Source organism: Ruegeria sp. CDSB086, assembly GCF_059611065.1.
Genome location: NZ_JBXWOV010000006.1, coordinates 319988 through 344641, shown reverse-complemented (window position 1 = coordinate 344641; position 24654 = coordinate 319988). Strand labels below are relative to the sequence as shown.

General features: G+C 58.4%; 30 protein-coding genes. 12 read left to right on the top strand and 18 right to left on the bottom strand.

Annotated elements, in window-relative coordinates:
• Positions 1 to 3: 3 nt before the first annotated feature.
• The 8 genes from acpS to folK all read right to left on the bottom strand — a co-directional run bounded on the left by acpS (position 4) and on the right by folK (position 6208).
• Positions 4 to 423, bottom strand: coding sequence for a holo-ACP synthase (acpS, locus tag AC2FIO_RS14785; RefSeq protein ID WP_496698548.1), 420 nt, complete (start codon positions 421 to 423; stop codon positions 4 to 6).
• Complete coding sequence (locus AC2FIO_RS14780) at positions 420 to 956, bottom strand: hypothetical protein (RefSeq protein WP_496698546.1); 537 nt, start codon at positions 954 to 956, stop codon at positions 420 to 422. The genes acpS and AC2FIO_RS14780 overlap by 4 nt, the downstream gene beginning before the upstream one ends.
• 13 nt (positions 957 to 969) lie before the next feature.
• Positions 970 to 1593, bottom strand: a complete 624-nt coding sequence (locus tag AC2FIO_RS14775) for a LysE family translocator (protein ID WP_496698544.1) — start codon at positions 1591 to 1593, stop codon at positions 970 to 972.
• Positions 1590 to 2336 carry a pyridoxine 5'-phosphate synthase gene (locus tag AC2FIO_RS14770; RefSeq protein ID WP_496698542.1) on the bottom strand — a complete coding sequence of 249 codons (747 nt, stop codon included), beginning with the start codon at positions 2334 to 2336 and terminating at the stop codon, positions 1590 to 1592. Before AC2FIO_RS14770 ends, AC2FIO_RS14775 begins: the two co-directional genes overlap by 4 nt.
• Positions 2329 to 3027 carry a DUF2062 domain-containing protein gene (locus tag AC2FIO_RS14765; RefSeq protein WP_108861282.1) on the bottom strand — a complete coding sequence of 233 codons (699 nt, stop codon included), beginning with the start codon at positions 3025 to 3027 and terminating at the stop codon, positions 2329 to 2331. The genes AC2FIO_RS14770 and AC2FIO_RS14765 overlap by 8 nt, the downstream gene beginning before the upstream one ends.
• A 16-nt stretch (positions 3028 to 3043) precedes the next feature.
• Entirely contained in the window at positions 3044 to 5176 is a 2133-nt protein-coding gene (locus tag AC2FIO_RS14760) for a RelA/SpoT family protein (RefSeq protein ID WP_058278948.1), read from the bottom strand.
• Between the two features lie 26 nt (positions 5177 to 5202).
• The gene (rpoZ, locus tag AC2FIO_RS14755) at positions 5203 to 5556 is read right to left on the bottom strand and encodes a DNA-directed RNA polymerase subunit omega (protein ID WP_010437681.1); all 354 of its coding nucleotides are present in this window, start codon (positions 5554 to 5556) and stop codon (positions 5203 to 5205) included.
• A 94-nt stretch (positions 5557 to 5650) separates the two neighbouring features.
• Positions 5651 to 6208, bottom strand: coding sequence for a 2-amino-4-hydroxy-6-hydroxymethyldihydropteridine diphosphokinase (folK, locus tag AC2FIO_RS14750; protein ID WP_496698538.1), 558 nt, complete (start codon positions 6206 to 6208; stop codon positions 5651 to 5653).
• Between the two features lie 153 nt (positions 6209 to 6361).
• Between folK and AC2FIO_RS14745 the strand changes: the two genes are divergently transcribed.
• The 7 genes from AC2FIO_RS14745 (at position 6362) to AC2FIO_RS14715 (ending at position 10848) form a co-directional block, all read left to right on the top strand.
• Entirely contained in the window at positions 6362 to 6934 is a 573-nt protein-coding gene (locus AC2FIO_RS14745; RefSeq protein WP_058278950.1) for a LabA-like NYN domain-containing protein, read from the top strand.
• 193 nt (positions 6935 to 7127) lie between these two features.
• A complete protein-coding gene (ispH, locus tag AC2FIO_RS14740; protein WP_282120851.1) occupies positions 7128 to 8078 on the top strand; it encodes a 4-hydroxy-3-methylbut-2-enyl diphosphate reductase in 951 nt (316 codons plus the stop codon).
• A complete protein-coding gene (locus tag AC2FIO_RS14735) occupies positions 8075 to 8527 on the top strand; it encodes a DUF3429 domain-containing protein (protein ID WP_108861284.1) in 453 nt (150 codons plus the stop codon). The genes ispH and AC2FIO_RS14735 overlap by 4 nt, the downstream gene beginning before the upstream one ends.
• Positions 8524 to 9111, top strand: a complete 588-nt coding sequence (locus AC2FIO_RS14730) for a class I SAM-dependent methyltransferase (protein WP_282120850.1) — start codon at positions 8524 to 8526, stop codon at positions 9109 to 9111. The genes AC2FIO_RS14735 and AC2FIO_RS14730 overlap by 4 nt, the downstream gene beginning before the upstream one ends.
• Positions 9104 to 9571: a ribonuclease HI gene (gene rnhA, locus AC2FIO_RS14725; RefSeq protein ID WP_108861286.1), complete on the top strand. Its 468-nt coding sequence runs from the start codon at positions 9104 to 9106 to the stop codon at positions 9569 to 9571. The genes AC2FIO_RS14730 and rnhA overlap by 8 nt, the downstream gene beginning before the upstream one ends.
• On the top strand, positions 9568 to 10191 hold the full coding sequence (locus tag AC2FIO_RS14720; protein ID WP_058273289.1) for a trimeric intracellular cation channel family protein: 624 nt from the start codon (positions 9568 to 9570) through the stop codon (positions 10189 to 10191). Before rnhA ends, AC2FIO_RS14720 begins: the two co-directional genes overlap by 4 nt.
• 54 nt (positions 10192 to 10245) lie before the next feature.
• A complete protein-coding gene (locus tag AC2FIO_RS14715) occupies positions 10246 to 10848 on the top strand; it encodes a COG3904 family protein (protein WP_496698533.1) in 603 nt (200 codons plus the stop codon).
• Between the two features lie 6 nt (positions 10849 to 10854).
• On the opposite strand, the gene AC2FIO_RS14710 is transcribed toward AC2FIO_RS14715, so the two are convergent.
• The 5 genes from AC2FIO_RS14710 to def (AC2FIO_RS14690) are packed head-to-tail and all read right to left on the bottom strand — an operon-like array spanning position 10855 to position 13279.
• A complete protein-coding gene (locus tag AC2FIO_RS14710) occupies positions 10855 to 11091 on the bottom strand; it encodes a GlsB/YeaQ/YmgE family stress response membrane protein (RefSeq protein ID WP_496698531.1) in 237 nt (78 codons plus the stop codon).
• Position 11092: 1 nt separating this feature from the next.
• Positions 11093 to 11347 (bottom strand): hypothetical protein, encoded by a 255-nt coding sequence (locus tag AC2FIO_RS14705; RefSeq protein ID WP_058278955.1) that lies wholly within the window; start codon positions 11345 to 11347, stop codon positions 11093 to 11095.
• Positions 11348 to 11361: 14 nt separating this feature from the next.
• On the bottom strand, positions 11362 to 12267 hold the full coding sequence (gene fmt / locus AC2FIO_RS14700; protein ID WP_496698530.1) for a methionyl-tRNA formyltransferase: 906 nt from the start codon (positions 12265 to 12267) through the stop codon (positions 11362 to 11364).
• Between the two features lie 2 nt (positions 12268 to 12269).
• Complete coding sequence (gene def / locus AC2FIO_RS14695) at positions 12270 to 12764, bottom strand: peptide deformylase (protein ID WP_496698529.1); 495 nt, start codon at positions 12762 to 12764, stop codon at positions 12270 to 12272.
• Positions 12761 to 13279: a peptide deformylase gene (def, locus tag AC2FIO_RS14690; protein WP_058278958.1), complete on the bottom strand. Its 519-nt coding sequence runs from the start codon at positions 13277 to 13279 to the stop codon at positions 12761 to 12763. The genes def (AC2FIO_RS14695) and def (AC2FIO_RS14690) overlap by 4 nt, the downstream gene beginning before the upstream one ends.
• Before the next feature lie 94 nt (positions 13280 to 13373).
• On the opposite strand from def (AC2FIO_RS14690), the gene AC2FIO_RS14685 reads away from it, so the two are divergent.
• Positions 13374 to 14546, top strand: coding sequence for a MalY/PatB family protein (locus AC2FIO_RS14685; RefSeq protein ID WP_496698527.1), 1173 nt, complete (start codon positions 13374 to 13376; stop codon positions 14544 to 14546).
• A 36-nt stretch (positions 14547 to 14582) separates the two neighbouring features.
• On the opposite strand, the gene AC2FIO_RS14680 is transcribed toward AC2FIO_RS14685, so the two are convergent.
• Positions 14583 to 14936, bottom strand: a complete 354-nt coding sequence (locus AC2FIO_RS14680) for a hypothetical protein (RefSeq protein ID WP_109312266.1) — start codon at positions 14934 to 14936, stop codon at positions 14583 to 14585.
• Positions 14937 to 15151: 215 nt separating this feature from the next.
• Here AC2FIO_RS14680 and AC2FIO_RS14675 point away from each other — a divergent pair, with 215 nt between their 5' ends.
• Positions 15152 to 16141, top strand: a complete 990-nt coding sequence (locus AC2FIO_RS14675; RefSeq protein ID WP_058278961.1) for a glutathione S-transferase family protein — start codon at positions 15152 to 15154, stop codon at positions 16139 to 16141.
• Here the strand turns inward: AC2FIO_RS14675 and AC2FIO_RS14670 are convergent.
• Positions 16123 to 16485 (bottom strand): response regulator transcription factor, encoded by a 363-nt coding sequence (locus AC2FIO_RS14670; protein WP_108861296.1) that lies wholly within the window; start codon positions 16483 to 16485, stop codon positions 16123 to 16125. The genes AC2FIO_RS14675 and AC2FIO_RS14670 overlap by 19 nt on opposite strands.
• 182 nt (positions 16486 to 16667) lie before the next feature.
• Here AC2FIO_RS14670 and cobD point away from each other — a divergent pair, with 182 nt between their 5' ends.
• Genes cobD through AC2FIO_RS14655 form a run of 3 tightly spaced genes read left to right on the top strand, consistent with a single transcriptional unit; the run spans position 16668 to position 19725 of the window.
• A complete protein-coding gene (cobD, locus tag AC2FIO_RS14665) occupies positions 16668 to 17633 on the top strand; it encodes a threonine-phosphate decarboxylase CobD (RefSeq protein ID WP_496698524.1) in 966 nt (321 codons plus the stop codon).
• Positions 17630 to 18550, top strand: coding sequence for an adenosylcobinamide-phosphate synthase CbiB (gene cbiB / locus AC2FIO_RS14660; RefSeq protein ID WP_496698522.1), 921 nt, complete (start codon positions 17630 to 17632; stop codon positions 18548 to 18550). Before cobD ends, cbiB begins: the two co-directional genes overlap by 4 nt.
• 11 nt (positions 18551 to 18561) lie before the next feature.
• The gene (locus AC2FIO_RS14655; RefSeq protein WP_496698520.1) at positions 18562 to 19725 is read left to right on the top strand and encodes a lytic murein transglycosylase; all 1164 of its coding nucleotides are present in this window, start codon (positions 18562 to 18564) and stop codon (positions 19723 to 19725) included.
• Between the two features lie 52 nt (positions 19726 to 19777).
• On the opposite strand, the gene AC2FIO_RS14650 is transcribed toward AC2FIO_RS14655, so the two are convergent.
• The 3 genes from AC2FIO_RS14650 to AC2FIO_RS14640 form a co-directional block, all read right to left on the bottom strand.
• Entirely contained in the window at positions 19778 to 20575 is a 798-nt protein-coding gene (locus tag AC2FIO_RS14650) for a class II glutamine amidotransferase (RefSeq protein ID WP_282120838.1), read from the bottom strand.
• Between the two features lie 179 nt (positions 20576 to 20754).
• A complete protein-coding gene (locus AC2FIO_RS14645; protein WP_109312259.1) occupies positions 20755 to 21105 on the bottom strand; it encodes a hypothetical protein in 351 nt (116 codons plus the stop codon).
• A gap of 54 nt (positions 21106 to 21159) precedes the next feature.
• Positions 21160 to 24615, bottom strand: a complete 3456-nt coding sequence (locus AC2FIO_RS14640; protein WP_496698518.1) for a chromosome segregation SMC family protein — start codon at positions 24613 to 24615, stop codon at positions 21160 to 21162.
• Between the last annotated feature and the right edge of the window lie 39 nt (positions 24616 to 24654).

The following is a 24654-nucleotide window of genomic DNA, read 5'->3' as shown; positions in this document are numbered from 1 at the left end:
AAGTCAAGGCTGCGCGGGGCCATCGTGAAGCGGACGCGCCTCGATCACCACGAATGCCTGTGCCCAAGGGTGATCGTCGGTCAGGGTGACGTGGATGATGGCCTCATACCCCTCGGGCGTCATCTCTTTCAGTCGATCCGCCGCCCACCCCGTCACATGCATCACTGGCTGACCGGTGCGCAGATTAGTCACCGACATATCCTTCCAGGCGATGCCCATAGCCAGCCCCGTGCCCAGCGCCTTTGAGCACGCCTCTTTTGCGGCCCAGCGTTTGGCGTAGGTTCCGGCGACATCAGCACGACGTTCCGCTTTGCTTTGTTCGGTTTCGGTGAAGACACGATTGCGAAACCGGTCGCCAAACCGGTCGAGTGTGCCCTGAATGCGGTCGATATTTGCAAGGTCCGTGCCGATGCCGAGGATCATAGGTTCTCACTTAATACATTGAGCTCAGGTCTGCGCATTTCTCGTAACCCGCGGCCCAATAAAGCGCGGCAGGTAATGGTGCAGACTACAATCGCGACTGCCAAATAGTACGCATCCATCGGATCTACTAGTAGTGAGTCGAAAGGGATACTTTCACCAATGGCCACGACAACGAGCGACGATAGAAGCAGGGCTATCACCAAACCCATAACCGCCATCGCGGTACTCGCAGTCAAAAGATGAATCCCTTTGGGCCACTCTGATTGCTTCTTTACGTAGTGGGAACCCTCCACATATGCGGCCACGCCAAACGCAGCGAGTTCGAACAAATGAAAATAGTCTAGGACGCTGACCCAAATTTTCTCGGATAAATTCGCAATTAAATACAGATACATAAAGATACTTGGAGAAGCCCCCAGCGATCCGTGATCTACCAATAAGACACGCACAACTGCTTCAATGAAGAAAAGAACCAGAATACAGACGAACGCTGCCGAAAATACCCATGTAAATCTGAGTATGTTAAAGTTCACGCGAATGCCTCTTTCACCCCAACCGCACCGTCAAAATCTTGTAACTCGCCACCCCAAAGAACCCGGCAAAGGCGAAGTCGAACCAGCGACGGGCGCGGCTGTAGACGCGCACCATATGCTCGGAAGAGAAGAGGAAGGCGTAGCCGATGAAGATCAGCAACGATCCTGCGTAAAGCATGGCGAAATAGCCCAACAACATCGATAGGCTGGAAACACTCGGGGCGACGATGGCATAGATCGACCCCCAACTCAGGATCGCTTTAGGGTTGGTCAGGTGAATGGCCGCGCCCTTGGCAAAGATTGTGCGAAAAGAGCCGGTGACAGGGTTGCCCATAGCAACCTCATCAGACGTCATCGCCCGGCGCAGCGCCTTGATCGCCAACCAGCCTAAATAGGCCACCCCCACATAGCGGATGACCTCGAACACCCAGGCATTTGCCAACATGATTGCTGACAGGCCCAGCGCTGCGGCGATGCCCCAAGCGGCAGAACCAGCACAAATGCCCAAAGCAAACACCAGGCCAGCGCGGCGACCTTCGTTCATTGCCGTTCCGGCAATCCCCATTGTTGCAGGCCCCGGAGAGCCACCGGCCATCAGCCAGGCAAACCAAATGGCAACAAAACCGGGTGTGATCATCCGCGCGCCTCATCCATTAGACGCCGCATCTCGGCCATGGCAGGCGTGAGGCCGCGAAAGATCGCCTCGCCAATTAGGAAGTGGCCGATATTCAGCTCGCGCACTTCGGGGAATGCCGCGATCGGTTGTACGGTGTCATAAGTCAGGCCGTGACCCGCGTGCACCTCAAGGCCCAGTGAATGGGCAAAAGCGGACATTTCACGCAGGGCTTCCAACTCACTTTTGGCTTTGTCCTCGTGGCCTTCGGCCATGGCATCGCAATACGCACCGGTGTGCAGCTCGATCACTTCGGCGCCGATACGATGCGCCGCCTCGATCTGGCGCTGATCAGCAGCGATAAAGATAGACACACGACACCCGGCATCGCGCAGCGGAGCGATAAAATGAGCCAGTTTGTTTTCCTCGCGCGCGACTTCCAGCCCGCCTTCGGTGGTGCGTTCTTCGCGCTTTTCAGGGACGATGCAAACGGCATGCGGCTTATGCCGCAAGGCAATTTTCTGCATCTCGGGCGTCGCGGCCATCTCAAAGTTTAACGGCACCGACAGGACCTCCATCAGGCCATCGATATCAGCGTCCGAGATATGGCGACGGTCTTCGCGCAGATGCGCGGTAATGCCGTCAGCCCCGGCCTCTTCCGCCAGCTTGGCGGCACGCAGCGGATCAGGATAGGCCCCGCCCCGCGCGTTGCGAACCGTGGCCACGTGGTCGATATTTACGCCAAGACGCAGGTGGTTGTCAGACATCGCTCGAATCCTTCTTAAGGCCCTGGTCTGAACCTAGGGTATTCATCAATGGAACGGCAGGCTTAGTTTCGGCCAAGCGTTTGATTTCGTCAAACTTTGCCTTGATCTTGTCGCGACGGCGCTGCTGATAGGTGCGGATCAGCGGCAAGCTGAGATAGGAGCAAATTACACCCGCCAGAATGCCCGGAAGAACGCCGCCAATCATGTAGGGAAAGAACACCTCGTTATAGAAGATGCTGAGCCCATGCCAGTCCGCGACACGGTCGGTGAACATGGCAATAAAGTTGTTCTTCAGATCACCCATTGCATCTGTGAACTTGCCCATCAGACCATGCGTGTCGCCTTTGTGGAACTTGGTTCCCAGCAGGAAATGCCCGGTCTGCAGGCAAACCACACCGATTGGCACATAGGTGAGTGGGTTGCCAAAGAATGTTCCACTCAGTGCCGCCAGAATATTCCCGTTCAGCAAGCGTGCCACCACAGCAGCGACCAGAAAATGCAATCCGTAGAACGGAGTGAATGAGGCAAAGACGCCTGCACCGATGCCACGCGCAATTCGCTCGGGGGAATCCGGCAGCCTACGAACACGATGCTTGACGTAGTGAAAGGCCCGCGTCCATCCACCACGAGGATAGACGAATTCAGACGCGATCTGGACAGGCGAGCGTCGGTCTCGGCGCTTAAATACCACTCCTGATCACCCCTTCTCAGCCAGCCGCTACTGCGGTTTTGGTCCTGTCCCTATAGCGTTCGACCGCGGCAACGTCGCTTTCGGCCTCAAGCATCAGCATCAGCGAATGCAACTGTTCCAGGTCACGCAATTCGACACTGACCAGAAGGCGGTAAAAATCCGGTTTGCGGTCGACAAATTCCAGGTTCGAAATATTTGCCTTTTTCTCGCCTATCAACGTACAAATGCGCCCTAGCACCCCCGCATCATTGCCAATCGTGACGTCCAGCGTCGCACCATGAACGGCCGGGTGCGTGCCAGAATGCCAGTGGAGATCAACCCAGCGATCTGGTTCGCTTTCGAACTCGGACAGGCGGTCGCAATCGATTGCGTGCACCACAACGCCCTTGCCGCGATAGGTAATGCCGACGATGCGTTCGCCAGGCAAAGGTTGACAACAGGGCGCGCGGTCGAATTTCTGGCCGGGTTCAAGGCCGATCACCGCGCGGCGCGGAGAAATGGCGTCACCGTCATCCTGGGTAAGTTCAGGGTAAACGGCGCTGACCACATCATGCGCCGTCAGCTCGGCGCTGCCGAGACGCGCCAGCAATTCGTGACGATCCTTCAGGCGTAGGTGTTTCGCCGCGGTATCCAGCGCCTTGTCGGTAGCCTTTCGACCGACATGTTCGAAACCGGAACGCGCAAGTTCCTTGCCCAGCTTGATGAACCGCTCGCGGTCGACCTCGCGCAGCGCACGCCGAATGGCGGTCCGGGCCTTGCCGGTCACCGCAATCTCAAGCCACGTTACCTGAGGCGTCTGGCCGTCAGCGGTAATTACATCCACCGACTGACCATTCTTGATCCGCGTCCACAGTGGCACACGGATGCCGTCCACCTTGGCGCCAACACAGGCATGTCCAATGCGCGTATGGATCGCATAGGCGAAATCAATCGGCGTAGCCCCGCGCGGCAGCTTGACAACATCGCCCTTGGGCGTGAAGCAAAACACCTGGTCCGAGTACATTTCCAGTTTGACCGCTTCGAGGAAATCTTCGTGATCTTCCTCACTGTCGAACTGTTCAGTCAGGTTCGCAATCCACTTGGCCGGATCAACGGCAAATGGGTTTTCCGAGCGGACACCGTCGCGGTACGACCAATGCGCTGCAACGCCGGTTTCTGCCACATCATGCATCTGACGGGTGCGGATCTGAACCTCGACCCGTTTCCCGTCGCGGCCGGAAACTGTTGTGTGGATCGAGCGATAACCGTTCGATTTCGGCTGCGAAATATAATCCTTGAACCGACCCGGCACCGCGCGCCAGCGCTGGTGGATCGCACCTAGCGTCCGGTAACAATCTTCCTCGGACCGGGTAATGATGCGAAAGCCGTAGATGTCGGACAGGCGCGAAAAGCCCTGATCCTTTTCCTGCATCTTACGCCAGATCGAATAAGGCTTTTTGGCGCGACCAAACACTTCGGCTTCGATGCCCGCCTTTTCCAGCTCGTGCCGCATGTCGCCGGTGATCCGGTGAATCACGTCGCCGGTTTCACGTTGCAAGGTGATAAAGCGGCGAATGATCGACTGGCGACCTTCGGAATTCAGAACGCGGAAAGCAAGATCCTCAAGCTCTTCGCGCATCCACTGCATACCCATGCGACCCGCGAGCGGCGCATAAATATCCATCGTCTCGCGTGCCTTCTGCACCTGCTTTTCCGGGCGCATTGCCTTGATAGTGCGCATGTTGTGCAAACGGTCAGCGAGCTTGACCAGAATAACCCGCAGATCCTTGGACATGGCCATGAACAGCTTGCGGAAGTTCTCGGCCTGTTTGGTCTCGCGGCTGGACAGCTGCAAATTGGTCAGCTTGGTGACGCCATCGACCAGCTTGGCAACCTCTTCCCCGAACAGTTCGGACACTTTGCCATAATTGGCTTTGGTGTCTTCGATCGTGTCATGCAGCAACGCCGTAATGATCGTCGCATCATCCAGACGCTGTTCGGTCAGGATGGCGGCCACGGCAACGGGATGCGTGAAATAGGGCTCGCCGGAATGCCGAAACTGACCGTCATGCATCTGCTTTCCGAACTCATATGCTCGGGCGATGCGGTCAGCATTAGTCTTGGGGTTGTAGTTGCGGACCAGCGCAATCAGGTCGTCTGCAGAAATCATCCGGTCCGCACCTTTATCTTTGGGGATTACCCCTGGCCTTGAGCCTCCATCAGAGCGCGCAGCAGCTTCTCTTCCGACATATCGTCATCGGCAGGCTTGTCTGACTCCGCACCCATCAGCAGAGCCATCTGATCTTCTTCCGGCTCGTCGACCTCAATCTGGGTCTGGTTGGCCTCGATCAGGCGCTCGCGCAGTTCATCCGCGCTTTGGGTTTCGTCCGCAATCTCGCGCAGCGACACGACGGGATTCTTGTCATTGTCACGGTCGACGGTGATCGGGCCACCGGCAGAAATCTCGCGCGCGCGATGGGCGGCAAGCATCACCAGTTCAAACCGGTTAGGAACCTTGTCTACGCAATCTTCAACCGTCACGCGGGCCATGGGGCGCTCTCCGTTACTGAATCCATGTCAGGAAGAGGTTTATCTAAGGGCGAATCCCTGCCTTGACAAGCAAGAAATGCTGCAAATGCACCGTTCACACAGCCGTGACCTCTGCAATATCCGCTGCGGGCAGGTCTGCCAGCATTTCGGTTACCGTCCGGCCCAGCACAGGATGCCGCCAATCTGGGGCTACGTCCGCCATCGGAACAAGTACAAAAGCACGATCCTGCAGTCGCGGATGTGGTATAATCAGCCGATCCGGCGCCTTTTGCGTCTGTTCCTGTGCTGGCAGGGTCAGCCAGCTATCATATACGGTGCGATCCGGCAGAACCAATTCATCATAGCACACCAGATCCAGATCCAGCGTTCGCATACCCCATCGCTGCACCCTTTCGCGGCCAAATTGATGCTCAATCTGGTGAAGCAGGTGCAACAAATCGGCTGGTGTCCTGTCCGTTTCGATCACTGCAGCCGCGTTAATATAGTCGGGCCCGGCACCTGCCGGGAAGCACGGGGTCTCAAAAAAACGGCTGACGGCACGAATCACCACCCCTTGACGCAACATCGCGTCAAGTGCGCTTTGAAGTGTCACCTTGGGGCCAATACCTCTCAATTTGAGATTTGCGCCCAGCGCGATAACCGCTTTTGACATAGATTTGTACGTTCCATTCACTATATTCGGCGAATTGCATGCTTGCGATACGACCGAAATGGCCTAATTATAGAAGATCAGCGCGCCGCATATTTCCAAATACCCACTCACGTAACACCACGGCGTCCTGTATTGTACCGGAAGGACCTATTTATGTTCTATAAAGACGAACGGCTAGCGCTGTTCATCGACGGCTCGAATCTTTATGCGGCCGCAAAAGCACTGGGGTTTGACATCGACTACAAATTGCTGCGCCAGGAGTTTATGCGCCGCGGCAAAATGCTTCGGGCTTTTTACTATACGGCGCTATTGGAAAACGACGAGTATTCCCCGATCCGCCCCTTGGTTGACTGGCTGCATTACAACGGCTTCACCATGGTGACAAAACCGGCGAAGGAATACACCGACAGCATGGGGCGTCGGAAAGTCAAAGGTAACATGGATATCGAACTGACGGTCGACGCCATGGAACTGGCACCGCGTGTCGATCATATCGTGTTGTTCTCGGGCGATGGGGATTTCCGCCCGCTGATTGCCAGCTTGCAACGTCAGGGCGTGCGCGTTTCGGTGGTTTCGACCATCCGCAGCCAGCCGCCGATGATCTCGGACGAGCTGCGCCGCCAGGCTGACAACTTCATCGAACTTGAAGACCTGCGCGACGTGATCGGGCGACCTCCGCGTGAAATGCCCATGGAGCCACGCAGCGTTGCTGCGGGTGGACAGTAAGACTCGGCCACTCACCAAGCCCGGGGGAAGAAATTAGCGCGGTCAGGCTGTACCAACCTGGCCGCGCTTCTTTAACTAAAAGCAGGTACTGAAACACCTGCTGGCTAGCAGTGATTCATGTCAGATCAATGACAATGTCCTGTCTGGACCATAGCCGGGAAAAGACTTACCTGTGGCCTATGGAGACCAAGACATGACCAAGCCGCCCCTTACCCTTTACCTTGCCGCACCACGCGGGTTTTGCGCCGGTGTCGACCGGGCGATCAAGATCGTTGAAATGGCGCTGCAGAAATGGGGGGCCCCGGTCTATGTGCGCCATGAAATTGTGCACAACAAATTCGTCGTAGATGGTCTGCGCGCCAAGGGGGCCGTTTTTGTCGAAGAGCTGGACGAGTGTCCTAACGACCGACCCGTTATTTTTTCAGCGCATGGCGTACCGAAATCCGTTCCCGCGTCGGCGGCCCAGCGGGAAATGATCTACGTCGATGCCACCTGCCCGCTGGTCTCCAAGGTCCATGTCGAGGCGCAGCGCCATGCTGAAGCCGGATTGCAGATGATCATGATCGGGCACAAGGGCCATCCAGAAACCATCGGCACCATGGGCCAATTGCCTGACGGCGAAGTGCTGCTGGTTGAAACCGTCGATGACGTGGCCTCGGTTCAGGTGCGCAATCCGGAAAAGCTGGCATTTGTCACCCAGACGACGCTTTCGGTGGATGACACCAAGGACATTATCGCGGCCCTCGAAGCCCGGTTCCCGGCCATCGTTGGCCCGCATAAAGAGGACATTTGCTACGCCACCACGAACCGGCAAGAGGCCGTTAAGGCCGTGGCTCCGAAATCGGATGCTTTGCTGGTTGTGGGCGCGCCGAACTCGTCGAACTCACGTCGGCTGGTCGAGGTTGCTGCGCGCGCCGGGTGCAACTATGCGCAATTGGTGCAGCGCGCCCACGATATCGACTGGCGGGCGCTGGAAGGCATCTCATCCATCGCCATTACCGCAGGCGCGTCAGCACCCGAAGTGCTGGTGAATGAGGTGATTGACGCTTTCAACAACCATTATGACGTAACGGTTGAACTGGTCGAAACTGCCGTCGAAAATGTCGAATTCAAAGTGCCTCGCGTCCTGAGGCAAACCGCATGAGAGGCGTCCCCAAGGCGCCGTTGGTTCTGGCGCTGGCGGGGCTGATCCCGTTCATTTGGGGCGCGCTGACCTCCTTGAACGGCGATTTGCAGGATTGGGGCAGGCAAGAGCTTGGTTCGCGGTTCGTCGGGCCGTATATTCAACTGTTCTACGGCTCGGTGATCTTAAGCTTTATGTCCGGTGTTCTGTGGGGGTTCGCCACCAAGACCTCGGGCAGTAAGGCAGCGACATGCTATGTGCTGTCAGTCCTCCCGGCGCTTTGGGCGTTTTTCATGACCGGCGGTGGACCTGTCGAGGCGGGCATCAACCTGATGTACGGCTTCGCCGGTTTGCTGATGTTGGATGCGATATTTGCATATTGGCGGCTGACCCCAACATGGTGGCTGAGGCTGCGCGTTCTGCTGACAGCCATCGTCCTGATATGCCTTGCCGTAGGAGTGTACCTGTGACCGATCGCAAGACAATTGATGCCTACACCACGCGTGTTGCCGAGTATCTGAGCGTCCCATTGCCGCCCGAACAGATCGAAGCGCGTATGGCCTTTGCCGAAGCGGTTGCGCCGGGTGGCTATGTGCTGGACCTCGGCTCAGGCCCTGGGGCGGATAGCATGTTTTTCCTGCGTGAGGGGCTGCGGGTTCGGGCATTGGATGCGACGCCGGCCTTTGTGGAGCACGCCCGCGAAAATGGCGTAGATGCGCATGTCGGTACATTTGACGATGTGACCGAAAAGGCCACGTTTGACGGCATCTATGCCAGCTTTTCGCTGCTGCATGCCCCTCGCAAGGATTTCCCGCGCCATTTGGCGGCCATCCACCGGGCATTGAAGCCCGAGGGTATCTTTTTCCTTGGTCTGAAACTGGGAACCGGTGAACACCGCGACGACATTGATCGCTATTACACCTATTTCTCACAGACCGAGATCGAAGAGGCGCTGGCCGAGGCAGGGTTCACAATTGACCGGATTACAACCGGAGTCGGCAAAGGTCTGGCCGGGTCTTATGACGGCTTTATTCTGGTGATCGCCCATGCCTGAGTTGTTTGCCTATACCGATGGTGCCTGTTCGGGTAATCCTGGCCCGGGGGGGTGGGGCGTGCTGATGCGCGCAATGGACGGCGAAAAAGTCCTGAAAGAGCGCGAACTGAACGGCGGCGAGGCTGAAACCACCAACAATCGCATGGAATTGCTGGCCGCGATCAGCGCGCTGGAAACGCTGGAGCGGGCCTCGAAGATCACCGTGGTAACCGACAGCGCCTATGTAAAGAACGGTGTGACCGGCTGGATTTTCGGCTGGAAACGCAACGGCTGGAAGACCTCGAATAAGAAACCAGTCAAGAATGTCGATCTGTGGCAGCGACTGGACGAAGCGCAGGCGCGCCATGACGTGACCTGGGAATGGGTCAAGGGCCATGCAGGCCATCCCGAAAACGAAAAAGCCGACGAGCTGGCCCGCGCGGGCATGGCCCCGTTCAAACCCAAAAAGGCGCAAACGTGAGCGGTCTGGCACTGCTCGACTATGCCTCAGTTCTGGTTTTTGCCCTGACGGGTGCATTGGTGGCTAGCCGGGCACAGCTGGATTTGGTGGGTTTTGCCTTTATGGCCTGCCTGACTGCTGTGGGCGGCGGAACCGTCCGCGACCTGCTGTTGGACCGGCACCCAGTGTTCTGGGTCGGTCAACCGGACTATATCCTGATCGCCACAGCGGCAGCTGTGGTGGTGTTTTTCACCGCCCATTTGGTGGAAAGCCGATACAACTTGCTGGTCTGGCTGGACAGTTTCGCTCTGTCGATTGCCGCGGCAGCAGGTGCTGGCGCAGCCTTGTCGCTGAACCAATCCGGTGTCATCGTTGTGCTGATGGGCGTCACAACGGGCTGCCTTGGCGGCTTAATGCGGGACGTGGTCTGCAACGAAGTGCCACTGGTCCTGAAACAGGGTGAGCTCTACGTCTCTTGCGCGTTTGCCGGGGCTTTTGCCGCTGTGATCGCAACCCGACTTGGTTTCGACGAGCTGGCCACACTGGCCGCATGTGCGTTGATCTGCTGGGCATTGCGGGCGGGATCATTGGTGTTTGGCTGGCGGCTTCCGGTTTACAAGGCGCGCCCGCCGCGGCAATAAACGGGTGCAAAATGTTCGATCTGCATTTCCTGTGCCACAGATGTGAGGACTGAAATGAAATTCACTTTCCCCATTTTTGTCGCCTCACTGGCTCTTCTGGGTGCGTGTGCAGAGCGATACGACGCGGTCAGCTTCGTTATACAGGGCGACGAAATCGTTGCTTCGGGGGCTATTGATCACACGACACTCAGCGCTTTTGAAGAAATCACCGCGGCCAATCCCGAGATCAAGACCCTTGTACTGCAGAACATCGAAGGCTCGGTCGATGATGATGCAAATGTCGTTTTCAGCCGCGTTGTTCGGGACGAAGGGTTCGATACTGTGGTGCCCTCAAACGGTTTGGTCGCCTCTGGTGGCACCGATCTGTTCCTCGCCGGCAATCGACGCACTCTGGAACCTGGCGCATGTGTCGGGGTTCATAGCTGGGGCGGCGGCGGATATGTGGCTGCCAACCTGCCCGAAAACCACCCCGAGCACGATCGCTATCTCGACTATTTCAATGATATTGGTGTCGACCCGGCCTTTTATTGGTTCACGCTTGATGCAGCGTCAGAGGACGAAATGCACTGGATGTCAGCAGAAGAAGCCAATCGATTCAATATGGCGACGCGCAATTCGAAATCGTTGGGATCAACAGTGATTTGCGACGAGCGGTAGCCCCGCTTAACGCCGCAGATAGGTCTGCCATATCCAGATTACCAGCAGCGCGCCCAGAACCGCGCCTATAAATCCGGACAACCACCCTGCCACGGTGATCAAGGCCCGCAACAAAAATCCGCCAACCAGTGCACCAACGATGCCAATCAACATGGTTGTGGGGATGTTGGCCTCGATCCGCATTAAACGGGTGGCCAGGAACCCTGCGGCGGCTCCGATGACGATCAGGGCGATGACAGGCATGTCACTTCCTCCAATGGGTCGGCACGATAATCAGCGCGCCGACGGATGACACAATAGCGTTCAATCCCGGGGACCCAAAAGCAAGGTTAAACCCGAACATCCTGCCAAACATGATCTGAGCAAAGAAAAACAGAAAGGCACCGCCGATACAAATGATGATAGATTGCAGATAGCCGTTTCGGGTAAACCCGGTTTTTTCCGCGAGGCTTCCAACGACGGCTGCGATCAACACCGTCCCCATCAAAGTCATGTACAAGTCTGTTATTCCTTCTAAATCCGACTTCCCTTGGCCACAGGCCAGCCCCGCAGAAAGGTTTCCTTATCCTGTGCGCCTTTGCCCGCCCGTTGCAGGCGCAACAGATCAACGGCACCCTCGCCGCAAGCTACTGTCAAGGCATCGTCCAGAGCTTCGCCGGGTACGCCCTGCCCCTCGACCAGACGCGACGCCAGTAGTTTCACGCGGTCTCCGTCAATCTCGGTCCAGGCACCCGGGAACGGGGACAGACCGCGGATCTGCCGGTCCACCTCGGCTGCGGGCCGGGACCAGTCAATCCGTGCCTCTGATTTGTCGATCTTGGCGGCATAGGTCACACCGACCTCGGGCTGCGGCTCGGGCGTCAGATCCGGCAGGTCATGCAAAGCCTCAACGATCAGTTTGGAGCCCATTATCGACAGCCGGTCATGCAACTGGTCGGTGGTTTCCTCGATCCCGATATCGGTTGCTTCGCGCATAAGAACCGGGCCTGTGTCCAGACCGGCCTCCATCTGCATGATGCAGATACCGGATTGCGCATCGCCGGACATGATGGCGCGATGGATCGGGGCCGCCCCGCGCCAGCGCGGCAACAGGCTGGCATGGATATTCAGACATCCCTGGGCAGGCGCGTCCAGAATGGGCTGCGGTAGGATCAGGCCATAAGCGACCACCACAGCCACATCTGCGTTCAGTGCAGCAAAGGCATCCTGTTCATCTGACGATTTCAGAGACACCGGATGGCGGACAGTCAGGCCTAACGCTTCGGCCCGTGCGTGAACCGGTGTCGGTCGGTCCTTTTTGCCCCGACCAGCCGGGCGCGGGGGCTGGCAATACACGGCGACGATATCATGCCCAGCTTCGACCAGCGCATCCAGAACCGGAACCGAAAAGTCGGGCGTACCCATGAATACAACGCGCATCTCTACCCCAGCTTTTTGGCTTTGCGCAGAAGCATGTCCCGTTTGACCTTGCTGAGCCGGTCGAAATACATCTTCCCGTTCAGATGGTCGATCTGGTGCTGTACGCTTGTGGCTTCGATCCCGACAAAGTCGCGGCGATCCACCATCCCCTGCTCATTCAGGAACTTGACCGTCACCGCGCGTGGGCGCTTCACCTTGGCCGAAACACCAGGCAGGTTCGGGCTGGCCTCATCATGTTCGCGCAATTCGATTGAGCTGTGCAGGATTTCCGGGTTGGCCAGACGCACAGCCTTACCGCGTTCAGCCGAGCCGTCCACCACAGCCAGTCGCAACATCACGCCGATCTGCGGCGCGGCAAGGCCAACACCGGGCATCGCTTCCATCGTGTCGATCATGTCGTCCCAGATGGCACGGATTTCATCGGTGATCTCGGCGACGTCCTCCGCCTTGGTGCGCAGGCGTTTTTCGGGCCATGGCAGGCAGGTGCGAGCGGTCATGCGCGGGCCTGCTCGCGCTTTAGTTTCTGCATCTTCCGCGTGATCATCTGCCGTTTCAGCGGCTTGAGATAGTCGATGAACAGCTTGCCGTTCAAATGGTCGATCTCATGCTGAACACAGGTCGCCCACAGGCCGTCGAATGTTTCCTGTTGCAAGTTCCCATCCTGGTCAATCCACGTGACATCAACCACTTTGGGGCGCGTGACTTCGGCGAATTGCTCGGGGATCGACAGGCAACCTTCCTCGTAGACATTGGTCTCATCGGACGAGGCGATAACCTCGGGGTTGAACATGATCAGCGGACGCGGGGCTTCGCCCTCTTCCTTAATGCAGTCCAACACGATCAACCGATCCAGCACGCCGATCTGAGGCGCGGCCAGACCAACGCCAGGCGCGTCATACATCGTCTCCAGCATGTCGTCGGCCAGCTTGCGCAGCTCGTCGCTGATATCTGCCACAGGCGCGCAGACCTTTTTCAGGCGGGGGTCGGGATGGATCAGGATATTACGTTTCATGGGGTTGATTTAGGCCATCCCGCACTGCACCGCAACGCCCCCCTTGCACCCGCTGGAATTGTAGCTAGCTTTCGTCCGGACAGATGGAGCAGACATGACTTTCAACGACCTGATCGACCGCCGGGGAACCAACAGTTCAAAATGGGATAAGATGGAGCAAATCTACGGTGTGCCCCCACAGGACGGGCTGGCCATGTGGACGGCAGATTCCGATTACCCAACAGCGCCTTGCGTAATTGATGCGGTTCGAAAAGCGGCTGACCATGGGGTCTTTGGGTATTCGTGGATTCACCCGGAATATCTGGCATCGATTCAGTGGTGGATGAAGAACCGCCATAGCTGGGACATCGACACCGATTGGGTGCTGACTTCACAGGGGTTAGGCAATGCGATCGCCCTGTCTCTGGATGTCTGGAGCAAACCCGGCGACGGCGTCGTCATCTTCAGCCCCGTCTACCATGAGTTTGCCCACAAGGTGAACAAATCGGGACGTCGCGTTGTCGAGTGCCCGCTAGTTCGCCAAGGCGAAACCTATGGGCTGGATCTGGACGACGCTCAGTCGCGTCTGGACGGGTCGGAAAAGCTGTTGCTGTGGTGCTCGCCGCAAAACCCCTCGGGCCGGGTGTGGACACCGGATGAATTGCGTGCCGTGGCCGCATTCGCCGAACGTAATGGGTTGATTTTGGTCTCGGATGAGATCCACCACGATCTGGTTTATCCTGGCAATACGTTCGTGCCGATGGATGTGGCTGCGCCGGATGCGCGGCCGTGGACCGTGACCCTGACTGCGGCGTCCAAGACATTTAACATCGCCGGTCAACGCACCGGTAACATGATCATTCCGGACCCCAAACTGCGCGCGGCCATGCGGCACCGCATTCAGACGCTGGACTATGACCCCAGCGCGTTGGGCGTGGCGATGATAACTGCTGCCTATTCGCCCGAGGGTGCGGCATGGGTTGACGAACAGGTCGCGCATCTGGCGGGCAACTGCCAGGTCTTTGACGCAGCAATCGCCGAGATCCCTGGTCTGTGGTCCATGCCATTGCAGGCTACTTATCTGGCTTGGGTAGAATTCTCAGGAACCGGCATGACCCATGAAGAGTTTGTCCGCCGCCTGCGCGAAGATGCCAAAATCGCAACGTCCTCAGGCCCCGGTTTCGGCGCAGGTGGTGAGACCTTCGAACGGTTTAACTTGGCCACTCAGCGTGCACGGGTCGAAGAGGCATGCGCCCGGCTAAAGCATGCATTTGCTGATTTGCAGTAAACGAGGCGGCCAACGGCGATGTCGTTGGCCCTGTCCTCAATCCTTGTGCCCAAGCAACGCAATCGGCGCGTCCGGCGCGCGGTAGAAATCCAGCGGAGCCTTGTCGGCTGCGGCCGTGCTGCGCTTGAACTCGTACCGCATTTCGCCTGCTTCATCCTCATCCGCGATGATTAGGCATTGGTACAAGTGACTGACACCATCATAGATATCCACAAGCCCGCGCAGTTGAGGCGTGGTTTCGGCCTCAACTGTAAATCCGTCTTTCCACAATCGAAGAATCTTGTAGGTATTGTCGCCAATATCGACACGAAGGCGGCTGATCTTTTTCAATCCTGCGATTCGCGCCGCATCCAATTCGGCAGTAATTTCCTTTGAAACATAAGTACTCATAAAAATATCTCCCCCGGCAGTGTATTCTATTGTGAGGCGCAAATTGTAAAAATCCAGTGAACCTGATCACAGTCAGCGCCGGGATTTCAATTTGTTGCACAGAAATCCCAATCCTTCCTGTGCGTATGCGCAGGAAGGATGCGCGCGCCCTCGCATAGGAACGCCCCATGTACCCGCCTATGTTTGGCGCAAACGCTTTTCGGAGGGCATGAGCAATGGGCCTGTTGGTCGACGGTAAATGGCACGACACTTGGTATGACACCAAATCCACGGGCGGCGCGTTCAAACGCAGCGCCGCGCAGTTTCGCAATTGGCTGACGGCAGATGGCAGCGCCGGACCATCGGGCAAGGGTGGCTTCAACGCTGAAACCGACCGCTACCACCTCTATGTCAGCCTGGCCTGTCCATGGGCGCACCGCACTCTGATCTTCAGGGAACTGAAAGGTTTGAACAAGCACGTCTCAGTCTCGGTGGTACATCCCGACATGCTGGACAAAGGCTGGACCTTCGAGACTGATGACTACGGCGCAACCGGGGACACACTGTACGGTCTGGGCTTTGCTCACCAGATTTACACCAAGGCCGACCCGACATATTCGGGTCGTGTCACAGTGCCGATCCTGTGGGACAAGAAACAGCAGACGATCGTTTCGAACGAAAGCTCGGAAATCATCCGCATGTTCAACTCGGCCTTTGACGGGATTACCGGCAACGCCGACGATTATTGGCCCGAAGCGATGCGCGATGAGATCGAAGAGGTGAATGCGCGCATCTATTCCAACGTCAACAACGGCGTCTACAAATCCGGCTTTGCCACCAGCCAACAAGCTTATGACGCCGCCGTGGACCCGCTGTTTGAAACGCTGGACTGGTTAGAGGATCGTTTGGCTTCAAAACGTTATCTGATGGGGGATCGCCTGACTGAGGCTGACTGGCGGTTGTTCACGACGCTGATCCGGTTCGATCCCGTCTATCATCTGCATTTCAAATGCAACCGGCGGCGACTGATCGATTACCCCAACCTGTGGGCTTATACGCGCGAGCTGTATCAATGGCCGGGCGTCGCTTCGACGGTGAACATGCACCACATCGTGCGCCACTATCACTATAGCCACGAAAGCATCAATCCGCATCGGATCATCCCGACCAACCCGGTTTTGGACTACATGGAACCGCACGGGCGCGGTCAGCGGCCCGCCGCGTAATGTTCAACCATCGCCGCCAGATCTTCTGGCGGCGTGCCGCTTTGCACATAAGCGCACGCGTTTGGACTGTGGGCAAAGATCGAACCGTCTGAAAAAAAGGTGGTGTTGGTAACAAAGATCACTCGCGCCTCGGGGCGGCGATAGCTGGCGAAATCAGCCACTGCCAACGCACTGCCATTTTCCAGCACCAGATCCAACACGATGATATCGAAATCCGTGCCATACAACGCAAGGATCGCAGCCTCTTGCCCGGCAACAAGCGTCACTTCGGCGCCTTGCCGTTCCAGATGTCTTTTCCAGACCCGCCCAAGGTCGGGGTTACTCTCAACAATCAGTACATTCATTTGCAACAACCTCGGCACTTGGTAGAGTGTGCGGTGCCGACCCCCGTGGTTTGTGATCACGCTTATTCCTTAACAAAGTGTTAACGGTGCCGGTCAACCGGGCCGATCACGCGGATTTGCTTGTGTAAGCGGCAAAAATCCGCTTGAAGCACCGGAAACACGCAATTCCGACGAGAACACCGATGGCAAGCCCAAACGCAGATTTGAACCCCCGTGCCGTGCGCGACCATGGCGGCGGGCTGGACGGCGCTATCGCCCGGTTCGGCGGGGCACGCGACAATTGGCTGGACCTGTCCACCGGCATCAACCCACACCCGTATCCGGTGTCGAGACTGACCCCGTCGGATTGGGCCGCGCTGCCGGATCACGGTGCGTTTGAACGGCTGTCTGCCGCAGCACGCCAGTTCTGGTCTGTTCCAGATGGTGCCGCGATTCTGCCCGCGCCCGGCGCATCAGCAGTAATCGCCCGCATGCCTGCGCTTGCTGCGACGGGTCGGGTTCAGATCACAGCACCTACCTACAACGAACACGCGGCAGCTTTCGCCGCGCAGGGTTGGACAGTTGAATCGAACGGTCCAGCCGAGGCGCGCGTCCTTGTGCACCCGAATAATCCGGATGGACGTATCTGGTCCGAACAGAACGCCGATGCCCCGCTGACCGTGATTGATGAGAGTTTTTGTGACGTTTGCCCTGACGCATCCCTAATTCATCTGGCCGAGCAGCCCGGTGTGATCGTGTTGAAAAGTTTCGGCAAGTTCTGGGGCTTGGCCGGGCTACGGCTGGGATTTGCAATTGGCCACCCGGACCTGATCACAAAGCTGAACGATTTGACCGGGCCGTGGTCTGTCTCTGGCCCTGCCCTTCGGATCGGGGAACGGGCGCTGCGGGACACGAACTGGGCCAAAGCAACCCGTCAGCAGTTGGCGGCAGCGACAGAACAGCTAGACCGGATCATGACCGGCAAGGGGGCAAAACTGGTCGGCGGCACCACGTTGTTCCGCCTTTATGACGTCGACGATGCCGCCGCTTGGCAGGCCAAGCTGGCCCGCTCCCATATCTGGAGCCGCATATTCCCCTACTCAAACACTTATCTGCGCCTTGGCTTGCCGCCTGCAGACGGATGGCGTCAGCTTGAGGCCGCGTTGTGAGCACAGCTTTTCTGCTGGTTTGCGCCATGTGTCTGGACGCGGCGCTTGGAGAGCCAGATTGGATCTGGTCGCGCATTCGTCATCCGGCAGTGATGATCGGCACTGTCATCGGCTGGTTGGACCTGCGCCTGAACCGCGGAACGAATAGGCGCTTGAAAGGCGTGGCCATCGTGCTGCTGCTGATCCTTGGCGCAGTGATTCTGGGCCGCACGCTGACCTTGTTTGGGCCGGTGATCGAAATCGTCCTTGCCGCAATTCTGCTGGCACAGAAGTCACTGGTGACCCATGTCCGCGATGTCGGTGACGGGCTTCGCTCCTCCTTAACCGAGGGCCGCGCCAAAGTCGCCATGATCGTTTCGCGCGATACGCGGGACATGACCGAGGCGCAAGTCGCGCGATCTGCGATTGAGAGCGCTGCCGAAAATCTCAGCGACGGCGTAATTGCGCCCGCCTTCTGGTTTCTGGTCGCGGGCCTGCCGGGGTTGCTGATCTACAAGGCGGTCAACACCGCCGATAGCATGATCGGCTACCGGTCAGAAAAGTACCGCGACTTCGGCTGGGCCGCGGCGCGTCTGGACGATTTGTTGAACCTCATTCCCGCCCGTCTGACCTGCGTGATGATCGTGGCACTATCCGGTCAATGGGCGCGCTGGCCAGAAATGGTCGCGGATGCACGTCGCCATATCTCACCCAACGCCGGTTGGCCCGAGGCCGCGATGGCGCGCGCCTTAAACGTCGCCCTTGCCGGGCCGCGCAGCTATGACGGACAGGTCCGCGATCTGGCCTGGGTCAACGGTGATGCGCCACGTAACATCGGCGCGCCGGAGATTTTTCGCGCATGTGACATGCTTTGGCGGGTTTGGGGGCTTGCGCTGGGCCTCGTGTCGGTGTGGGTTGGGGTCAGCTTTATTTTCTGACGGACCCTAAAATGCGTTTACTCTCGGGCATCATTGCCGCCACCCTGCTCGCCTCTCCCGCCCTGGCCCAATGTGGCGGCGGGTTCAATTCCTTTGTGAAGGGTCTGAAGGCCGAGGCCGTTCAGCAAGGGTTCGATAAATCCACCGTGAACAGCTTTTTCAAAGGTGTTCAGCAGGACAGCGCGGTTCTAAAGGCGGATCGGGCGCAAGGCGTATTCCAAATACCGTTCATCGATTTTTCACGCCGTCTGATTTCGCAAAACCGGATTGATCGCGGCAAATCCATGTCTCGCAAATACGATGCGGTGTTTGACCGGATTGAGCGGGAATATGGCGTGTCGCGCGGTGTACTGCTGGCGTTCTGGGCGTTCGAGACCGACTATGGCGCGGTACAAGGTGACTTCAACACCCGCAACGCTCTGGTCACTCTGGCGCATGACTGCCGCCGACCTGAGTTGTTCCGACCACAGGTTTTTGCAGCCATCGAGCTCTACAGCCAAGGGGATTTCGACCCCAACCGCACGACCGGAGCCTGGGCAGGTGAGATCGGTATGGTGCAGATGTTGCCCCGCGACATTCTGGAAAATGGCGTGGACGGGGATGGCGACGGCAAGGTCTCGCTAAAAACCTCAGCCCCGGATGCGCTGATGTCGGGCGGCAAGATGCTGTCGCATCTGGGCTGGCGTCCGGGTGAACCCTGGCTGCAGGAGGTAACTGTTCCCGCCCAGATGGACTGGTCCCTGTCCGGCCCCGGCAAGTCGCGGTCCGTATCCGAATGGCAGGCGATGGGCGTTCAAGCGCGCAGCGGATCTCTGGCCAATCTGCACGCGTCGCTGATCCTGCCACAGGGTCGCAACGGCCCCGCATTCTTGGCCTACCCAAACTTTGACGTCTATTTCGAATGGAACCAGAGCTTTGTTTATGTCCTGACCGCTGCCTATTTCGGTACGCGGTTGGAGGGCGGCCAAATCTATGACGCAGGTTCCCCGCCACAAGGCCTGTCGGGCGCGCAGATGAAGCAATTGCAGACCAAGCTTCAAGCGCGTGGGCATAATGTGGGCAAGATCGATGGTATTCTGGGTGCCGGCACGCGGGCTGCCGTTCAGGCCGAACAGGCACGGCTGGGGTTGCCCGCGGATGCGTGGCCAACAGCTGATTTGCTCAATCAGTTATGAGCCCCGATGCGTCCCGCACAGACGGGACGCATCCGGACGCAACACCACAGAGTTATGCAACCTCGGCGCGGTGATGCGGCGCTTTTGGTTCAAACGCATGTGAAGTCAACGCCCCTCCCCGCGTTTCAATCGCCGTATTGGCAGGGATTTCAGTCCATTCGCCGCTATTCGCGTCCAACGGTTCGGACGAAATAATGAACCCATCCTTACACGCCTTGTAGTGGAGGCTTGGGGCAAAGCGGTCCGAGGCATATCGGGCGGCAAAAAGGCGATCGCCGTCCGACCAACAAGCGGCAAAGCGAAGATATGGCATTGTACCTCGGCGTCGTGACAGATCTTCGACACGTTGGACTGCCCGCTCCATGGCGCCGATCGGATCGATATCCAGACCTTCGCCATGGGCAATCAGGAAAATCGCTTCGCTTTCGGTTGCGCCAAGCCGGTGGCTGTAAAGGTCAGGTGGTATCATACCGTCCAACTCCTGCCGGATACGGTCATGCCCTCCGGCCTGCCCATTATGCATAAAACTCCATTTTCCAACGCCAAACGGGTGGCAGTTGTTCCGCGACGTTGCAGTACCAGTTGATGCCCGCACATGGGCCAGAAAGAGATGCGACCGGGTGTGATGCGTTAGCTGTTTAAGATTGGCATCCGACCAGGCGGGGTTAGTGTCCTTGTAAAAACAAGGCGTCTCACGTTCGGAATACCAGGCAAGGCCAAATCCATCTGCGTTGATCGGCGTCTTTCCGATCAGAGCATTTCGGCTCTGAATGACAAGCGATTGCTCTTGGTTCAGAACCAATTCATCTAGATAACGCTTTGCGCCTGCCCAAGCCAGAAATCGGCACATCTGTTAGCCTCATTGAGTGTGAATTTTTCAGAGCATACCACCGGCTCAGATAAGAAAACTCACCATTCTTCGCGGGCATTCGATATTATTTCGATCAAATGACAACGCAGAACGCGAATTTTAAATCAGCTAATGCCGTACTTGGATCCAATGCCTGATCGTCGAGGCGGCAACCAAACTCATTCAGGCCGGACCGGGTATCGGTCGCCTTTCTCGTCAATCAAAACTAGGCGCTTACCGCTGCGTACATAGAGATCGCAGCGGCTGAACCCGTTACGATACGTGATGCAGACACTGCCGTCGTCGGCAATGGAATATGTCCCAAACGCGGAATCCCCGCTGGCGTAGGTAAAGGAATAAGCCCCACCAGCCGAAAACTTGGACTGTCCGTCGTCATAGAAGGTCAGCGTTCGCCCCGCGAGGGCGTCCAGCTCGGCAGATGAAAGCGGGACATCTCCGGGTTTTGTTGGCCATTCCGCCGCCACAACCGGGCTGGCAGCCAACAAGGCAAAGATCAGATATCGGGTCATGCTGCCACCTTAACCTGCCACGCGGCGATTGAGGCATAACGTTGCAGTGAACGATCAGGCGACCATCTGTTCGGCCTTTTTCAGATCGACCGAAACCAGCTGGCTGACGCCCTGTTCCTGCATGGTCACGCCAAACAGCCGGTCCATCCGCGCCATGGTCACCGCATGGTGGGTGATGATCAGGAAGCGAGTGTCCGTCTGGCGGCACATTTCGTCCAGCAGGTCGCAGAAACGGGTGACGTTGGCGTCATCCAGTGGCGCGTCGACCTCATCCAGCACACAGATCGGCGCGGGGTTGGCGAGGAAGACGCCAAAGATCAGCGCGGTCGCCGTCAAGGTCTGCTCGCCGCCCGAAAGCAGGCTGAGGGTGGATAGCTTCTTGCCCGGTGGCTGGCACATGATTTCCAGCCCGGCATCCAGCGGATCGTCGCTTTCGACCATGACCAGATTCGCCTCACCGCCACCGAACAGGTGCTTAAACAGCATGGCAAAGTTCGAATTCACCTGCTCAAACGCGGTCAAAAGACGCTCACGGCCTTCCCGGTTAAGGCTGGCAATCCCACTGCGCAGGGCCTTGATCGCTTCTTCCAGATCAGCCTTTTCGGTGTTCAGCGTATCGAACTCTTCCTGAACTTCCTTGGCGTCTTCTTCGGCCCGCAGGTTCACCGCACCCATCGCGTCTCGCTGGCGCTTGTGGCGGTTTACTTCGGCCTCCAGCGCGTCGGCTGCAGGCATCTGGTCAGGGTTCACATCCAGTTGGTTCAGCAACTGGTTCGGCGTCAACTGCTGATCTTCAGCGATCCGCTCAGCAGCTGCCACGACGCTTTCTTTGGCTGCGTCACAGCGCGCCTCAGCCGCTGCACGGGATTCGCGGGCTTCAGACGCCAAACGTTCAGCTTCTCGCTCGGCCAGCACGACTTCGCGCTGCTGCGTCTCAGCCTCGGCAAGCTTGTCGGCGGCCTCGGCACGCCGGGCCTCGGCTGTCTCGATCAACTCGTTCAGTTCTTCGCGGGCTTCGGCGATCTCACCAGGGGCGGCCATCGCCTCAGACAGTTCTTCCTCAGAGCTTTCCTTGCGTTCGACCAATTCCGCGATACGTTTTTCTGCTGAATCCAACCGGTGCCGCCAGCCACTGAGGTCCTTGGTCACTTCCTGGGCCCGCCGGGTTCGTGCCTCGCCTTCACGGCGCAGCTCATCATGGGATGAGCGATGGGTCAGCATGGTGATCCGCGCGGCCTCAACCGTCTGTTTGATATCCTCGACCTGCGCGCGCGCGCTGTCGACGTCACCCAGGCCGGCCAGAGTGCCTTCGGCCTCGCGCAGTTGCGCGCGGGCAGACATGGCATCATCCTTGTGTCTGTCAACGGCAAGGGTAAGCGTTTCCAACCTGCCCTGCGCCAGATTGCGGTCAGCCTCGGCCCGGCTCAGCCCGCGCGCGGATTCTGCCATCCGCTGGTCGGCGGCGCGTCGAGCTTCGCGTGCGCGGCGGTCTGCCTCGGTGACATCCGCCAGTTGCTGCGACAGCGCCTCATGTGCCGCGCGGGCACCATCAGCCTGCGCTTCGGCGCGGGTAAGCTCCTGTTTCAGAGCTTCAAGCTTGTTGAGCTGCTCCAACCGCAAGGCTGCAGCGCTTGGCGCATCTTCGGCCCATGCCCGGAACCCGTCCCAACGCCACAAGTCACCTGAACGGGACACCAGACGCTGCCCCGGCTTTAATGAGGCTTGCAGCCGCGCGCCCTGATCCGCATCAACCAATCCGATCTGAGCGATCCGGCGGCTCAGACGGTCTGGGCCCGAGACATGCAACGCCAATGGTTCTGCCCCATCGGGCAGGGGCTGATCTGCATCGTAGCCTGACACCTGCACCCAGCCGGATGGTCCATCGGCATCGACCAACGGTGTACGCAGGTCGTCAGCCAGTGCCGCCCCCAGCGCCTTTTCATAGCCGGGCTCGACCCGCAGCAGATCCAAGACCTGCCCGCCTTCGGCGGTATCCCGTTCGACCAGCTTGGCCAAGGCGGATGTCTCGGCGCGGATCGCGCCCAGTTCACCCTCGGCCTCAGACCGCTGAGCGCGCGCTTCGGCTTCTCTCGCTTGCGTTTCATTGCGCAGTTCGTCCGCTGCGGCCAGCGCTTCGTCGGCGGCCTCAGCGGCCTCGCGCGCTTCTTCCTCACCCTCTTGCGCTTCCTCAAACGCTTCGCTGGCGCGGGTCAAAGCATTGCGGGCTTCGTCTACCGCAGCACGGGCTTTCTCTTCTTCGCCTTCGGACCGGGTCAGCGTCTTGCGGCTGTCTTCGACCAAACGCTGAGCCGACTGGTGACGCGCCACAAGACGCGCCACATCTTCGGTTTCCTGCGACAGGTGATCTTCTCGATCTTGCAGCACGGATGCGGCTTCGCGCGCGATCTCGGCGGCCTCAGCCACTTTGTCGTCATGCCCATCTGCCGCTTTGGCCAGTTCGCGCGCTTCCCATTCCAGACGCTCAATCATCTGGCCCGCGTCCCGGTTCAGGCCGGTTTCGCGTTCGATATCGTTGGCCAATTGCTGAATTCGGTTGGTCAGCGTCTCGATCGTCTGACGCGCGCGGGTTTCCTGATCAGCCAGTTGGTCGCGCTGTACCTGCTGTCGTTGCAAGACGGCGGCGGCGATTGCCTCTTCCTCGCGCAGAGGCGGCAAAATTTCCTCGATTTCAGACCGCTTGGCGCTGGCGGCGCGGGCTTCGGCCTCCGCGCGCGAGGCTTCGGTGATCCGCTCGCGCAAGACGTCTTCGGCCTGTTGGCGGGCCATGTCAGCCTCTTTCCAGCGGCGATAGAGCAGCATGCCTTCAGCCTGCCGTAGTTGCTCCCCAATCTCACGGTACCGCGCGGCCTGACGCGCCTGCCGCGCAAGCTGCGCCAATTGGGTGCCAAGCTGTTCGAGAACGTCATCCACACGGGTCAGGTTGGATTCGGTGCCCTTCAGCTTTAGCTCCGCCTCGTGGCGGCGCTGATAAAGGCCCGAGATACCGGCCGCCTCTTCCAGAATGCGGCGACGCGCGCGGGGCTTGGCGTTGATCAGCTCGGCAATGCGGTTCTGCCCCACCAGTGCAGGTGAATGCGCGCCGGTCGAGGCATCGGCAAAAAGCATCTGTACATCGCGAGCCCGAACATCTTTGCCGTTGGTCTTGTAAGCGCTGCCGACGTCGCGGGTGATGCGACGCACAATTTCCAACTGATCGCTGTCATTGAACCCCGAAGGCGCCAAACGTTCCGAGTTATCCATCGTCAGGACAACTTCGGCAAAATTGCGGGCCGGACGCGTTGCGGCCCCGGCAAAGATCACATCCTCCATCGCGCCACCGCGCATGGATTTGGGGCGGTTTTCACCCATTACCCAACGCAACGCTTCCAGAAGATTGGACTTGCCGCAGCCATTTGGACCCACCACACCGGTCAACCCATCCGCGATGATCAGATCGGTCGGGTCAACAAAGCTTTTGAAGCCGGTGAGTTTAAGTTTGCTGAACCGCAAAGGCCGCTCGTCCCATGATTCCTATATCTGGAAGTCTGC

Excerpts from the sequence above, each read along its gene's own strand:
- AC2FIO_RS14775 (WP_496698544.1), bottom strand. The coding sequence starts at position 1,593 with ATGATCACACCCGGTTTTGTTGCCATTTGGTTTGCCTGGCTGATGGCC.
- AC2FIO_RS14650 (WP_282120838.1), bottom strand. The coding sequence starts at position 20,575 with ATGTGCCGATTTCTGGCTTGGGCAGGCGCAAAGCGTTATCTAGATGAA.
- AC2FIO_RS14770 (WP_496698542.1), bottom strand. The coding sequence starts at position 2,336 with ATGTCTGACAACCACCTGCGTCTTGGCGTAAATATCGACCACGTGGCC.
- folK (WP_496698538.1), bottom strand. The coding sequence starts at position 6,208 with ATGTCAAAAGCGGTTATCGCGCTGGGCGCAAATCTCAAATTGAGAGGT.
- AC2FIO_RS14745 (WP_058278950.1), top strand. The coding sequence starts at position 6,362 with ATGTTCTATAAAGACGAACGGCTAGCGCTGTTCATCGACGGCTCGAAT.
- AC2FIO_RS14645 (WP_109312259.1), bottom strand. The coding sequence starts at position 21,105 with ATGACCCGATATCTGATCTTTGCCTTGTTGGCTGCCAGCCCGGTTGTG.
- AC2FIO_RS14735 (WP_108861284.1), top strand. The coding sequence starts at position 8,075 with ATGAGAGGCGTCCCCAAGGCGCCGTTGGTTCTGGCGCTGGCGGGGCTG.
- AC2FIO_RS14680 (WP_109312266.1), bottom strand. The coding sequence starts at position 14,936 with ATGAGTACTTATGTTTCAAAGGAAATTACTGCCGAATTGGATGCGGCG.
- AC2FIO_RS14760 (WP_058278948.1), bottom strand. The coding sequence starts at position 5,176 with ATGATTTCTGCAGACGACCTGATTGCGCTGGTCCGCAACTACAACCCC.
- rnhA (WP_108861286.1), top strand. The coding sequence starts at position 9,104 with ATGCCTGAGTTGTTTGCCTATACCGATGGTGCCTGTTCGGGTAATCCT.
- fmt (WP_496698530.1), bottom strand. The coding sequence starts at position 12,267 with ATGCGCGTTGTATTCATGGGTACGCCCGACTTTTCGGTTCCGGTTCTG.
- ispH (WP_282120851.1), top strand. The coding sequence starts at position 7,128 with ATGACCAAGCCGCCCCTTACCCTTTACCTTGCCGCACCACGCGGGTTT.
- AC2FIO_RS14670 (WP_108861296.1), bottom strand. The coding sequence starts at position 16,485 with ATGAATGTACTGATTGTTGAGAGTAACCCCGACCTTGGGCGGGTCTGG.
- AC2FIO_RS14715 (WP_496698533.1), top strand. The coding sequence starts at position 10,246 with ATGAAATTCACTTTCCCCATTTTTGTCGCCTCACTGGCTCTTCTGGGT.
- AC2FIO_RS14685 (WP_496698527.1), top strand. The coding sequence starts at position 13,374 with ATGACTTTCAACGACCTGATCGACCGCCGGGGAACCAACAGTTCAAAA.
- def (WP_496698529.1), bottom strand. The coding sequence starts at position 12,764 with ATGACCGCTCGCACCTGCCTGCCATGGCCCGAAAAACGCCTGCGCACC.
- acpS (WP_496698548.1), bottom strand. The coding sequence starts at position 423 with ATGATCCTCGGCATCGGCACGGACCTTGCAAATATCGACCGCATTCAG.
- AC2FIO_RS14710 (WP_496698531.1), bottom strand. The coding sequence starts at position 11,091 with ATGCCTGTCATCGCCCTGATCGTCATCGGAGCCGCCGCAGGGTTCCTG.
- AC2FIO_RS14675 (WP_058278961.1), top strand. The coding sequence starts at position 15,152 with ATGGGCCTGTTGGTCGACGGTAAATGGCACGACACTTGGTATGACACC.
- cobD (WP_496698524.1), top strand. The coding sequence starts at position 16,668 with ATGGCAAGCCCAAACGCAGATTTGAACCCCCGTGCCGTGCGCGACCAT.
- AC2FIO_RS14655 (WP_496698520.1), top strand. The coding sequence starts at position 18,562 with ATGCGTTTACTCTCGGGCATCATTGCCGCCACCCTGCTCGCCTCTCCC.
- def (WP_058278958.1), bottom strand. The coding sequence starts at position 13,279 with ATGAAACGTAATATCCTGATCCATCCCGACCCCCGCCTGAAAAAGGTC.
- rpoZ (WP_010437681.1), bottom strand. The coding sequence starts at position 5,556 with ATGGCCCGCGTGACGGTTGAAGATTGCGTAGACAAGGTTCCTAACCGG.